11 protein-coding genes are annotated in these 13,799 nt (G+C 49.0%); 9 read left to right on the top strand and 2 right to left on the bottom strand.

Going from position 1 to position 13,799, the window contains the following annotated elements; genetic code table 11:
• Positions 1 to 379 precede the first annotated feature (379 nt).
• The 7 genes from DYD62_RS21570 to DYD62_RS21540 all read left to right on the top strand — a co-directional run bounded on the left by DYD62_RS21570 (position 380) and on the right by DYD62_RS21540 (position 9,392).
• Entirely contained in the window at positions 380 to 790 is a 411-nt protein-coding gene (locus tag DYD62_RS21570) for a type IV pilin protein (RefSeq protein ID WP_207916528.1), read from the top strand.
• Between the two features lie 2 nt (positions 791 to 792).
• Entirely contained in the window at positions 793 to 1,434 is a 642-nt protein-coding gene (locus DYD62_RS21565) for a GspH/FimT family pseudopilin (protein ID WP_115229959.1), read from the top strand.
• A 5-nt stretch (positions 1,435 to 1,439) separates the two neighbouring features.
• Positions 1,440 to 1,964 (top strand): type IV pilus modification PilV family protein, encoded by a 525-nt coding sequence (locus DYD62_RS21560; protein WP_132038664.1) that lies wholly within the window; start codon positions 1,440 to 1,442, stop codon positions 1,962 to 1,964.
• Between the two features lies 1 nt (position 1,965).
• The gene (locus tag DYD62_RS21555) at positions 1,966 to 3,156 is read left to right on the top strand and encodes a PilW family protein (protein ID WP_115229957.1); all 1,191 of its coding nucleotides are present in this window, start codon (positions 1,966 to 1,968) and stop codon (positions 3,154 to 3,156) included.
• Positions 3,157 to 3,200: 44 nt separating this feature from the next.
• On the top strand, positions 3,201 to 3,794 hold the full coding sequence (locus DYD62_RS21550; protein WP_115229956.1) for a hypothetical protein: 594 nt from the start codon (positions 3,201 to 3,203) through the stop codon (positions 3,792 to 3,794).
• An 18-nt stretch (positions 3,795 to 3,812) separates the two neighbouring features.
• Positions 3,813 to 7,043, top strand: a complete 3,231-nt coding sequence (locus DYD62_RS21545) for a pilus assembly protein (protein ID WP_115229955.1) — start codon at positions 3,813 to 3,815, stop codon at positions 7,041 to 7,043.
• Between the two features lie 387 nt (positions 7,044 to 7,430).
• Entirely contained in the window at positions 7,431 to 9,392 is a 1,962-nt protein-coding gene (locus tag DYD62_RS21540) for an Ig-like domain-containing protein (RefSeq protein WP_115229954.1), read from the top strand.
• A 42-nt stretch (positions 9,393 to 9,434) separates the two neighbouring features.
• Here the strand turns inward: DYD62_RS21540 and DYD62_RS21535 are convergent, their stop codons facing one another.
• Together DYD62_RS21535 and ilvD are read right to left on the bottom strand one after the other, a co-directional pair.
• Entirely contained in the window at positions 9,435 to 9,740 is a 306-nt protein-coding gene (locus DYD62_RS21535; RefSeq protein ID WP_115229953.1) for an MGMT family protein, read from the bottom strand.
• Between the two features lie 413 nt (positions 9,741 to 10,153).
• Positions 10,154 to 12,013 (bottom strand): dihydroxy-acid dehydratase, encoded by a 1,860-nt coding sequence (gene ilvD / locus DYD62_RS21530; RefSeq protein WP_115229952.1) that lies wholly within the window; start codon positions 12,011 to 12,013, stop codon positions 10,154 to 10,156.
• A 248-nt stretch (positions 12,014 to 12,261) separates the two neighbouring features.
• Between ilvD and lgt the strand changes: the two genes are divergently transcribed.
• The gene (gene lgt, locus DYD62_RS21525) at positions 12,262 to 13,053 is read left to right on the top strand and encodes a prolipoprotein diacylglyceryl transferase (protein WP_115229951.1); all 792 of its coding nucleotides are present in this window, start codon (positions 12,262 to 12,264) and stop codon (positions 13,051 to 13,053) included.
• Positions 13,054 to 13,219: 166 nt separating this feature from the next.
• Positions 13,220 to 13,717 carry a DUF456 domain-containing protein gene (locus tag DYD62_RS21520; RefSeq protein ID WP_115229950.1) on the top strand — a complete coding sequence of 166 codons (498 nt, stop codon included), beginning with the start codon at positions 13,220 to 13,222 and terminating at the stop codon, positions 13,715 to 13,717.
• Positions 13,718 to 13,799: the final 82 nt, after the last annotated feature.

The raw sequence follows: 13,799 nt of genomic DNA, 5'->3' as shown, positions 1-13,799 counted from the left end.
AGCCCACCTCACCGGCACTTGCATCCGTACCTGTGAGGTGGTTTGATATTCGAAGCGATAAAGAGCGCTGATTTATCAGGCCCTTAGCCCTGAGGAATCAACAGCAGATAAATATTTTATGCGTGGTTTTTTAGCAACAAACATTAGAATTTAATGATATTTATCATGTAAAGCACCATCTAACCCAAACCGAGCCCGCCTCTTTCCCCCTGTTTTTCAGCCTAAAACATCAAATAATCGTTTAAAACCTGCAATTCAAAACTGCAACTACCGTTCGTCCATAAATATTGACCGATGATCAAAATCCATAGGCATTTTAGCCTACTGGATAAATGCTCAACTTGTAAGCATTATGCCCTCAAATACAGTAGGAGCAATAATGCGAGTTTCAGCCGGTTTTACCCTTATCGAAGTCATGATCACCGTAGCAATTATCGGCATTTTGGCGTCTATCGCCATCCCCAGCTACAACGATTACGTCACCCGCAGCCGCCTAGTAGAACCCCAGAGCAAGCTCAGTGAGACGCGAACACAACTTGAACAGTTTTATATGAACAATCACACATATAAAGACTTTGATTGCAAAAGAGACGCAAAACCATCAGAAAGCTTCAGCATCAGTTGCAATCCCCTGAATGCAGAAAGCTTTACCATTATCGCCACAGGTAGCGGAAAAACAGCGGGCTTTACCTTTACGCTGGATGATCAGGGCATTAAAGCCACCACCGCAGCCCCCAGCGGCTGGGCGAAATCTGACAACTGCTGGGTCAGCAAAAAGTCTGGCTGCTGATCATGGATTTACTTATTCCTCAACGCAATCAGCAGGGTTTTACGCTGGTCGAAATCCTGATCACGCTGCTTATTTTTGGCATTTTATTATCGCTGGCTGGCCCGCCATTTCAGGGCTGGGTACGCAGTACGCAGCTTCGAACCTATGCTGAATCATTCCAAAGCGCCGTGCAGCTGGCCCGTGCCGAGGCGATTAAACGCAATGGCTATGTCGAGCTAATCCTTACAAATGACGCCGTTGCAGCCACCAATCGCAATGCCAATAATGTGAGCCCCAGCGCGAATGGCACGGCCTGGCTGATTCGTGCCTGCCCTGCCTGTGCCAATCTCACCACAGCTGCGCCCGCCGGAAGCCGCTACCCCTTTATTGAAGGCAAAACGGTTGCTGAAGGAAACTCGGCCCAATTTAAGCTTAACGCAGATCAATCCATGATCCGCTTTGATGCACTGGGCAGAGCTGATCAGTCTTTGCTACTGATTGTCAGCCAAGATAAATCGGCCGTAGCAGACTGCAACAAGCCCGCTGACGATAACAACATCGTAAAAAACCCGGCAAGGATTTGCATGCGCGTTGATGAAGGCGGCAATACGCAGCTTTGCCTGCCCGATGCCCCGAAAAAAAATCCAGCCAGCTGCTCGAGGTAAGCCCCATGACTATCCATTATTCCCAACGGGGATCGATGCTGCTTGAGTGTTTAATTGGCATCAGTATTTTTTCATTTGGCATTCTGGCCATTAGTGCCCTGCAAGCCAACGCAATGCGGCACTCGGTGAGCAGCAGCTCCCGCACAACAGCCACACAGTTAATCCAGAGATTAGACGGTGAAATGCGCAGCAATGTATCAAGCCTGGACAGCTTTGCTATTGCAAGAACCGAATGTAAGAGTGCAGCGCCGTCCTCTGATGGCGCCCAGAGATGGGCAAAAGCAGTGAGCACAAGCCTGAACGATGCCATTTGCACTGTGGTCGTTCAAAAAAACATCCCCGCCACCAGCACACCATGCTCGCGCCAGGTAACGATCAGCATTAACTGGCCAACACCAAATGGAGCCAAAACCGGGGTCGCTGCTGGTAAAAACGAAGGCATGAATGAAGCCACTACCGTGATTGATATTCCCACTATTTTAGAAACCAGAGACCCACTGGACACGGAGCATATACGCTGTGGATTATAAGATGCGCCCCTCTTATGGCTTTGGCCTGATCGAAATCATGGTTGCCATTGTGATTTCACTACTGGCTTCTCTTGCCATCTACCAGACCTTTAATACCAGTGAAGGCTTTCGCCGCTCTACCTTGGGCAATGGCAATGCTCAAAGCAGCGGCGGGATTGCCATTATGCAAATCCAGAAAGAACTGGAGCGTGCAGGCTACGGTATAGGCTCAAACCGCGCACTGAACTGCAATGTGGTTTCGAAAAACCCCAATTACACCAATTTTCCTCTTGTGCCTGTAAGCATCACATCTCTAGCCGGTGGTTCTGATCAAATTTCTATGCTGTACAGCACATCACCAGCAGCGGGCATGCCAGCCCTGTTTGGTGATGGAACGACGCACACCAATAATGATGATCAATTCGTCAATATCTTACTGGCAAGCCAGTACCGGGCTGGCGATTTAGTTGTGGTATGGCCTGATCCGGGTAAGCAGGCACAAACCGCCTGCCCTTTATTCCAAGTGACTTGCGCCAATGCCGCTTGCACAGGCACAGGCACGCCCGCCTCAACAGGTAAAGACTTTTTACTGCGCCACACCACCAATGCGCTTTGGAATGGCACTGCATTAAACCAGCCTTTCCCTGCAGCGCTGCCAATGAACACCACCCGCTTATTTAACTTTGGCACGATGGTTCGCCGCACCTACTGCGTGTATTTAGCAGGCAACCCCAATCAATGCAGCCAGGCGGACAATAAAACGGATGGCAGCCTGATCAGCATGGATGTGCCTAAAGATAAAGCCATCGATGAAAGCAGCTGGAGCATTACCACAGAAAATGTCATCCAACTAAAAGCAGAATATGGCTTTGATACCAATACAGATGGCGACAATATTCCTAATAACGTCAGCAGCTGGAGTAATACAACCCCCACTACCCTTCTCGGATGGCAACAGCTGATCGCAATTCGCTATGGCGTACTGGTGCGCAGTAACTACCCCGAAAAACCCAAACGGGATGGCAGCTGCAGTACAACGGCAAGCAACGCTGAATTTACATGGGCAGGAGGCTCATTCAGCAAACCCGGCAATGCTCAGCCCAGCAATACCAACTGGCAGTGCTACCGCTACACCGTACACGAAACCGTTGTGCCGCTGCGTAATCAGAAGTTTGCCAATCAGCCTAATTTAATCAGCACGGCTGCGCCGTAAAACAGGTGCCCAATATTGTGAAACCCATTTATAAACGAGCATATATGCCATCTCAAGCGCTGAAAAACAGGCAAAAAGGGCTGGTACTGCTGATTTCCCTGATCGTACTGGTGGTGATGACATTAGCCGCCATTGCCCTTGTCCGATCAATGATAGGCAGCAACCAGATTGCAAATAATCTAGCCCTGCGCCAAGGCACAACCGCAGCAGCGGATATAGCACTGGAAAAGGCCCGCTTCTGGCTGGTAGACAGATCCCAGGTCGCCCCAACTGAGCTCAATAGTGCATCTGACAACAATGGCTATAGCCCGACAAACACCGCCAACCCCATTGCCGGCAATGCATGGGCAGGCGGCATTAATTGGGTTTGGGCTAATCCCCAAACCGGAAACGCCCCATTAGCTCAGGCCAGAAGAAATGAAGCGCTCAATGCCAATGGATACAGGGCAGCCTATTTTATTCAGCGCAGTTGCAGCACGGCAGGGCAAAAAACCCCAAACCGAAGCGCTTGCGACCTGCAAAAAATGTCGCCGAATGAGCCTGAAGGGAATTCCGAATATCAAATGATTTACAAAATAACCGTACGAATCGAAGGCCCCAAAGACACGGTTACTTTTTATCAGGCCACGCTGTTCTAAGCTATTTGAGGTAAAACCATGAAAATTATTGCACTCAGTATTCTAAGCATCAGCCTCAATAGCTGGGCAGCCCAAACGGCAGACAAACCGCTCTCTACGCTCAGCGTGGGTGATATCAAACCCAACGTTATGTTTATCATTGATGATTCTGGCTCTATGGCATGGAGCTTTATGCCAGATAGCGTCATTAATTGGCGCAATAGTGTCGGCTACTATAATTCATCCTGCAATGGCGTGTATTACAACCCTAAGACCACCTACCTACCACCCAAAAACGCCAATGGTACGGACATGCCGAATGCCAGCTTTACAGCGGCCTGGTATGACGGCTTTAGCAGCGGCAGCACTGCAACCTACAACCTGAGTCGTGACTTTTTTGCCTACGACAAGGTTACCGGAGCCAACAATGGCAACTCAAGCAGAGAAGCGGCGTTCTATTGGAACTTTAAACCTGCCAAGGCACCATCTGATGATCAGTGCGCTCAGGGATTGAATTGGCCCGGCTCGGATTGGGAAAAAATAGTTATCCCGCAAGACAATAGCGCAAAATCAGCCGCAGAAAGGCAAAATTTTGCCAACTGGTTCAGCTATTACCGCACGCGCATTTTGATGATGAAATCCAGTGCAGGTGCGGCTTTTTCCAGCATTGGCGACCGCTATCGCGTCGGTTTTTCTTCAATCAACAATCTAACCAGTGGCTACTACAGCGGCGACCGCTATCTTAATATTGATAACTATGCCAACCCTCAAAAAGCGGCTTGGTATGCCATGCTCTATGGCACCTCACCAGGCGGTGGCACACCACTAAAAAGTGCGCTCAACGCAGTAGGAAAAATTTATTCAGGCCAACTCCCCTCTGGAGTGAGTGATCCTATGCAGTACACCTGCCAGCAGAACTTCACCATCCTTACAACAGATGGTTACTGGAACAGGGGCAATAATGCCGGTATTGGCAAGCAAGATAACGCCAGCAATATCCCATACCCAATGAGAGATGACACAAATACAAGTGAAACACTGGCAGACGTGGCCATGTATTACTTTAAGAATGATATTCGCAGCAGTATGGCCAATAACGTGCCTGGAGTAGAGGCCTTTGCAGATGGTGCCAAAGGGCGTCAGCTTATGCGGACCTATACGCTGGGCCTAGGTATGGATGGCCAGCTAAAAAGAAGCGACTACGAGCCACTAACGAATAAACGCGTACCCTGGCCCCAAGTAGTTGGCGACACCCTTACCACCATTGATGATTTATGGCATGCAGCCGTGAATGGCGGTGGTGAGTACTTCAGCGCCAAAGACCCTAACGCCGTAGCGGCAGGGATCTCTAAAGCGCTTAGCGATATTGAGGCTAAAACAGCCTCGGTGGGATCGTCCGATGTATCCAGCTCGTTTATGAGCGAAGGGGATAATTCTATTTATTCCAGCTCTTTTAAAACCATCAGCTGGACGGGCGATGTACAAGCACGCACCCTCAACCTGGAAACCAGTGCATTAGAGGCTGTCACCTGGTCTGCAAACGCTAAACTAGGGGTGCTGGGCCATGCTAACCGGAAGATTTATACCTGCACGCCTGGAGCCTGCACCACTCTTACGGATTTTAACGACCAAAACAGTGCGCTTCGCAGTGCCATGGCCGCAGGCGTTAACGCACTTAAAACCAGCAATGGCACACTCAACTCCGCACAACTTAACCAAAATACAGCCAGTGCACTGATTAATTATTTGCGTGGCGATAAAAGCAATGAGATCAAGCCGGATGCAAAAGATCCAAACTCCTTATACCGTGTGCGTACAGGCTTTTTAGGCTCGGTCATTCATGGTGGCGTCAGCTATGTGAAAAAACCAAACAAAGCTTACAGCGATGCAGGCTATGCTGATTTTGTACGCAGCAATACAAATAGAAAGGCTATGGTTTACGCCCCGGCCAATGATGGAATGTTGCATGCCTTTGACGCAGTAACCGGGGATGAAAAATGGGCTTTTGTTCCTCCAACCGTTATTCCACGCCTCTGGCAGCAGGCCGAGCGTGCTTACACTAACGATTTCAAATACTTTGTTGATGGTGCCCCCACCATTGCCGACATCAAAGTAGGCAATACATGGAAAACAATTCTGATTGGTGGTTTACGTGGCGGCGGCGGTGAATACTATGCGCTGGATATCACCAACCCGACCACTCCAGTCCTTTTATGGAGCTTCAGTGACACACGTCTTGGCAAAACCTATGGCTTTCCTGTTGTAGGGAAGGTTAACAACACATGGAAAGTCTTACTCAGCAGCGGCTACGACAATGCGGATAATAAAGGCTATATTTTTGCCTTAAATGCTGCAACCGGGGTACTTGATAACACCTTCACCAGCAGCTGCAACAACAATACCGGCCTGTGTGGTTTATCTAAAATTGGCGTTTTATTTGAAAACAGAAACGTGGATGACACCATTTTAATGGCCTACGCAGGTGATTTAGCGGGCAATTTATGGCGCTTTAATCCCAAAGATGGCAGCGGGGCATTAGTTGCTAAAACTGGGTTAGACCAGGCGCCACAAGCCATTACCACAGCCCCTATGGTTAAAGCTACAGAATACAAAACCACTTCTAACGAAGCCATGCACTATGTGACCTTTGGAACCGGGCGCTATTTAAATCAGGCTGATATTGCCAACAGCGACACCCATACTTTTTACGGCTTATTAGTTGATCCAAGCGCCAGCGTTATCGACACCGCATTCACTGCCTTACGCAGCTCTCTGGCACTGAACGAGCTCCAATTTGAAAAAAATGGGAATGATATCCAGTTAACCCGCAAAGGCGACAGCAGAGCGCTTGATACACCTGCGGCGCTACTGGAATGCAATAAAAGAACAAGGGGCTGGCGGGCTAATATGTTCATCAACAAAGAACGCCTTGCGAATGATCCGCTGCCACGAGGAGAAAAAGCACGCTTCTTTACCTCTATTCCGGGTGGGGATGCATGTGAAGCGGGCGGGCTCAGCAGAGAATATTTATTGCCACAGGAGATCAGCAGCAATTGGATGTGTGCTAATCCGAAATTTGACCGGTCTATCAATACAGGCAGCGATGTAAACGGCATTATGCTTGATGATCAAAAGCAAATCCCAAGTGTAATCACTGAAAAAGACGATAGCCTCGATATCAAACCAGATGGCACACCAGAACACGGGAAAGCACTTCTCAGGCCCGATTTAAGAGGCCGCCGCTCAGCGTGGACTGAGATTGTGAACTAATAATTTAAAACCTAGAATGGTGAGCAGGCCTTGCTCACCATTCTCAACTAAAAAAACAACAATACTCTTTATAAACCATAATCAAATAACCTTAGACCAAATATAAACATAAATAATTCGAAATCTTATTTCCGCAACACTTTCTAAGCCCTAGACCTAATTGCTTTTTTATCCCGCCTCGTACTCAACCATGCATACTAAAATAAATAAATTCTTTCATAAGCAAAAACCACACAGTTAAGCAAAAAATTAAATTGCTCAGCAGGGATAAAATTTTTTACGAAGATTGCTATATTGCAATCAATATCGTTTAATCTATCTATATCGGTTTAAAAGTGTCAATCTATTGGGCAAAACTGCCCCCTAAAAAAAGTAAAGGAGTATGCAGTGGAACGAATCAACTTCAACGGCAAAGCCGCGAGAAAAGTCGCCGGCGGACTGCTGCTGCTGGCAACGATTATGTTGACGGCTTGCAATGGATCATCTGGTGGCGATAGTTCATCCACTACACCAACGCCAACGCCAGTTCCTAACGCATCGGGCGTTGCTGCAAAAATGGAAGTATTGGCCAGTACACCTAACCTTGCCTCTGATGGCAACACCCCAGTAGTTATAACAGCCAGAGTAAAAGACGCTAATAATGTTGTACTGGAAGGGCAAACAGTCATTTTTAGTACTCAAGACAGTGCACAAATTGCAGTACTGAATGCTGGCCTCACCGATAAGACAGGCAGTGCAACAGCCAATGTCACCACAGGTAGTGATCAATCCAGCCGAAGTATTACAGTCAAAGCAACAGCTGGTGCCATATCAGAGAAAGTAACCATTACTGTAAGCGGAACAAAAATCACGCTTAACGGCAGTAACTCTCTTGTGCTGAATAAAGAAAGCTCGCTGACAATTAGTTTGAAAGATGCTGCAGGTAAAGGCGTCGCAGGGCAAAAAGTAGCATTAACTTCTGCCTTGGGAAATACGTTCAAAGTAAATAACGTCGCAGCAACTGAAGCAACAACTGGGGATAACGGACAAGCCACAATCACATATCAAGCCATTAAAGCAGGTGCCGATGTTGTAAAAACTACGGCTCTTGGTGAATCAGCAACATTAGATATTTCAATTAGCAACAATACTTTTGATTTAACACCCAGCTCTACCTCACAAGGTGCCGTAAATTTTGGCAAAATCCCCGCGGAAGTAAATCTGGATAGTTTTGTTAAACTCGACCTGCTGTATTCAATTGCTGGCGTCCCGCAAAGCAATGTACCTGTCTCTTTCACAGCAACCCGTGGCAATTTAGTGGCCTCCTCAGGTAAGACAGATGCAAATGGTAAAGTATCAGTAACAATCACCAGCACAACAGCTGGTGCATCACAAATCACAGCAACGGCCAGCGGAATAAGCAACAACTATGATGTTGAGTTTGTAGCTACAGCGCCAAGTAAAGTTGTAGTTCAGCCAGATACAACAGTTGTTCGTGCAGGCGCAAGTACGGCCATCACCGCCATTGTTCGAGATGCCTCCAGTAACTTAGTAAAAAACCAAGCCGTCAACTTCAACCTGATTGACCCAACAGGTGGCAGGCTTAGTATTGGTAGTGGTATCACGAACAGCTCAGGCCAAACCAGCACCAATTACACGGCAGGCAATAGCAGCAGCGCCAAAGATGGCGTAACCATTACGGCCACACTGGCAAACAACCCATCGATTAATGCCAAAACTCAGGTTACCGTTGGCGGTAAGTCATTATTTATCCGTTTAGGTACTGGTAACCAAATTGAAGATAAAAACACAACTCAAAACATTACTCCTTACAGCGTAATTGTCACAGACGCAGCTGGTAACCCGGTTGCAGGCGTACAAGTGACGCTCGCGGTTATTCCGACAAAGTACTTAAAAGGAATTTACAAACCGGATGGCGATAGCGATGGCGATGGTAAACCTGACTTCTGGTTACAACACCCATCAGCAACCTGCCTGAGTGAAGATAAGAATAATGACGGTATTCTTGACCCGGGTGAAGATGATCCCGCAGATGGCAATGGCAACGGTAATGGCACACTGGAACCAGGTTTTGTTGCAACGGTCTACGATGCGCTTAACCCAACCAGTAATACAGTAAAGACGGATGAAACTGGCAGCGCATTTATTAAAGTACTTTACGGAAAGAACTACTCGTCTTGGGCAATAGTAAAACTTCAAGCCACAATCAGAGTAGAGGGAAGTGAGTATTCAAATGCTGCAGTATTTAACTTACCAGGCCTAGCTAAAGACTACAACGATATCAAAATTCCACCACCTGGAGTAACAAGCCCATTTGGCACGGCTTCTGTTTGCACTAATCCAAACTAATTCTGCCAATCATTACCCCCACCTGAATCAGGTGGGGGTTTTTCATTCCCCATCCCACAAATACACCTTCAAATCAATCTTCCCCCCCTCCCCAAACATCACGCCCTCGCACTGCAGTAAAAACCGTTGTTCATCATCATTGCCATCCAGCCCACGCGGGCTGACTTTGCCTTGGCCGTTGATGACGCGCTGCCATGGCACAGGCGCGTCTTTATCGTGCAGGCAGCGGCCGACAAAGCGGGAGTGATTGGGATAGCCAGCTAGTTTAGCGATCTGGCCGTAAGTGGCCACTTTGCCGTAAGGGATGCGGGCAATGACGCGGCGGATGGCTGTTGCGATGGCGCTCATAGGCTGACCTTTCAACAAAAGTTCTGTAGGCACAGAGGGCGGGAAGAACACAAAGCGCACTGAGAAAAACGAATCGATATGTAACCGAGCCCGTCATTCCCGAATGCTTGTGTCGGAAATCCAGAGGTACAATGTGGCCCCCAATCCTGTCAACGTAGAGAGACAAAGCTTGGTTTTTATAGGGTGTGCAAGTCGTTTTTCTTGCGCATAGCTCTTGGTGCGCAACGACTACGTCGTTGTACACCCTATAAACTGCATAGGTACAAAAACCCAAATCTCAAACCACGGAGGACACTGAGAACACAGCATTTCACGGAGAAAACACAAGCCTGATTTTTGCTTGGTTTTCTCTGTGTTTTCTCAGCCTTTCTCCATGCCCTCTGTGCGTGCAGATCTTAGGTTTCAGCCTAGGCTTAACCCTTACGCTCAACCTGGCTGACATCACGCACCGCACCAGTATGGGCGGAGGTAGTCATGGCGGCGTAGGCGCGTAAAGCTGGCGAGATATAACGCTGGCGATCAACGGGTTTCCAGGCGTTTTTGCCACGCGCTTCCATGGTCGCTCGGCGGTTTTCCAACATTGCATCATCCACGGCAAGGCGGATGCTGCGTTGTGGGATGTCGATTTCGATGGTGTCGCCCTCACACACGAGGCCAATCAAGCCGCCATCGGCCGCTTCTGGGCTAACGTGGCCAATGGATAAGCCAGAGGTGCCGCCAGAAAAACGCCCGTCAGTGAGCAGCGCACACGCTTTGCCCAAGCCTTTGGATTTTAAGTAGCTGGTTGGGTAGAGCATTTCCTGCATACCGGGGCCGCCTTTCGGGCCTTCATAGCGAATCACCACAATATCGCCCGCCACGATTTGGTCAGCCAAAATACTAGCGACCGCATCGTCTTGCGATTCAAACACCCGGGCACGGCCAGTAAACTTAAGAATGGAATCATCCACGCCTGCGGTTTTAACAATACAGCCCAGCGGCGCGATATTACCCGACAGCACAGCAAGACCACCGTCTTGGCTGTAAGCATTTGCTTTATTACGGATGCAGCCATTTGCACGGTCTAAGTCCAGCTCTGGCCAGCGCATCGATTGGCTAAATGCGATGGTAGTGGCCACACCGCCAGGGGCTGCGCTAAAGAAGCGATGCGCTTCGCTTTCCTTATCGTTGACCACGATATCCCACTTTGCCAACGCTTCACCCATGGTTGGTGCATGCACTGTTTTGGCATCCGTATGAATCAAGCCAGCACGGTTTAGCTCGGCCAAGAGCGCCATCACGCCACCTGCACGGTGCACATCTTCCATATGATATTTTTGCGTAGCGGGTGCAACTTTTGCGAGGCACGGCACGCCGCGCGATACGCGGTCGATGTCCTGCATGGTGAAATCAACTTCAGCCTCAAACGCCGCAGCCAGCAGGTGCAAGACGGTATTGGTCGAGCCGCCCATCGCTACATCTAAACTCATGGCGTTTTCAAATGCGGCCTTGGTGGCAATACTGCGCGGCAGGACAGAGTCATCATCCTGCTCGTAATAACGCTTGGCGATTTCAACAATGGTGCGGCCCGCTTGCAGGAATAATTGCTTGCGATCGCCGTGCGTGGCCAGCATCGAGCCATTGCCAGGCAGGGATAAGCCTAATGCTTCGGTTAAGCAATTCATCGAATTTGCTGTAAACATGCCCGAGCAGGAGCCACAGGTTGGGCAGGCAGAACGCTCTACGGCGGCGACTTCTTCATCGCTCACCCGGCTGTCCGCGGCTTCCACCATGGCATCCACCAGATCCAGCTTACGCACGCCGCCTTTCCAATCTACCTTGCCCGCTTCCATCGGCCCGCCGGAAACAAAAATCACCGGAATATTCAGGCGCAGCGCGGCCATCAGCATGCCGGGGGTAATTTTGTCGCAATTGGAGATACACACAATCGCATCGGCACAATGGGCATTGACCATATATTCAACCGAATCGGCAATCAGATCTCGGCTGGGCAGGCTGTAGAGCATGCCCGAATGCCCCATGGCGATGCCGTCATCCACGGCAATGGTGTTAAATTCTTTGGCGATGCCGCCCGCTTTTTCGATTTCTCTGGCCACCAGCTGGCCTAAATTGTGTAAGTGCACATGGCCAGGCACAAACTGGGTAAACGAGTTGGCAATGGCGATGATGGGCTTATCAAAATCGCCATCTTTCATGCCAGTTGCACGCCACAGGGCGCGGGCACCGGCCATATTGCGGCCATGCGTGGTAGTGCGGGAACGATAAACAGGCATTTTTTAGATCCTTGCAGCGAAGTAATCAATCAGGAAAAAAACTTCAAATATCTGAATAGCCGCTTCTATGGTTTGGCACATCAAAGCTTGGGTAAAAGTGGGACGGCAGTCATAAAAACGGCTGATCGACTCTGCGTAGTTAAAAGTGATTTTGTCACTCCAACATACAGGGCTGGCAAGCCTAAAGGAAATATTCAGACTAAGTGCTTAGGGTATAATCGGCCCATTTTATCGGAAGGCTGGTTTGCATGCTAATTCATCCGCAATTTAATCCCATAGCCATCCAACTTGGCCCCGTGGGTATCCACTGGTACGGGCTGATGTATCTCATTGGCTTTATGCTGTTTTTGTTTTTAGGCCGAATGCGCGCCAAAAAATCCAATAGCTGGAAACCTGAAGAGCTGGACGATCTGCTGTTTTATGGCGTACTGGGGGTAATTCTGGGTGGGCGGCTGGGCTATGTGCTGTTTTATAAACCTGACTTTTACTTCTCGCACCCTCTGGACATTCTGAAAGTTTGGGAAGGTGGCATGGCGTTTCATGGCGGCTTTCTGGGTGTATTGGTGGCGATGTGGGTATTTGGCCGCAAAACCGGCCGTAGTTTTTTTCAAGTCACCGACTTTATCGCCCCGCTGGTACCACTGGGCCTCGCGGCCGGCCGTTTGGGCAACTTTATTAATGGCGAATTGTGGGGGCGTGTTACTTCGGCAGACATGCCGTTTGCGATGATTTTCCCGCAAGCGCACGACGGGCTGCCCCGCCATCCTTCGCAGCTTTATCAGTTTGCTCTGGAAGGGATTAGCCTGTTTATTATTCTCTGGCTTTATTCTGGCAAACCGCGCCGTACCGGCCAGGTTTCTGCGTTATTTTTATTAGGCTATGGCATATTCCGATTTATCGCCGAATATGCCCGCGAACCCGATGATTTCCTTGGCTATCTGGCACTGCATTTATCAATGGGGCAATTACTCAGCCTGCCTATGATCCTGATTGGCATTCATTTGTTTTGGTGGAGCAGCAAAAAAACCCGCCATATTTAAGACAGGCATACTAGGAAGCCATTTCATTGGCAACAGACTAAGGCGCAATTTTTTGCGCCTTAGTCTTATAAGGCGACTATGCCCGATTGTTTTTTATCAAACCTGAGCAAGAACCTTTCAGCCACTTTGCACTCTGACCACCTCAGATAATTCATTCAGGAACAATATGCCCGACTTCTTAAGTGCAGAAACCGCCTGGTGGGTACTTGCCTGGGTTTTAATGATTTCTGGCCTCTTGGGCACCTTGCTGCCTTTTTTACCCTCCACCCCCTTTATTTTTGGCGGCATGCTGCTGGCTGCATATTTAGATCAGTTTGCACGAGTGGGCTACGGCTGGCTAACCGTACTGGGACTGCTGCTTATTCTATCCATGGTGCTGGATTATATTGCCGGGGCGATGGGAGCTAAAAAAGCAGGGGCCAGCCCGGCGGCAGTCTGGGGCGCCTTAATTGGGGGCATTTTAGGGATATTTGCCGGCCTGCCCGGCCTGCTTTTAGGGCCATTTGTTGGTGCCGCCATTGGCGAATTCTGGGCGAGGCAAGATGTGCTGCAAGCGGGCAAAGTGGGCATTGCCACCCTTATTGGCATGCTGATTGGTGCTGTCGCCAAAATTGCAATCGGCTTATCCATGTTTGCCGTCTTTGCTTTTGCATGGTGGGTTTAAATCTTTGCTCCGCCAGCTTATTCAACCTTGCTGCTTTCATTGCCTTTAGCGATGCTTATTAAGAAAATCACTTTAATCAGAG

This window comes from Iodobacter fluviatilis (genome assembly GCF_900451195.1).
Taxonomy (GTDB): domain Bacteria; phylum Pseudomonadota; class Gammaproteobacteria; order Burkholderiales; family Chitinibacteraceae; genus Iodobacter; species Iodobacter fluviatilis.
This window is presented reverse-complemented; position numbering and strand designations above follow the sequence as displayed.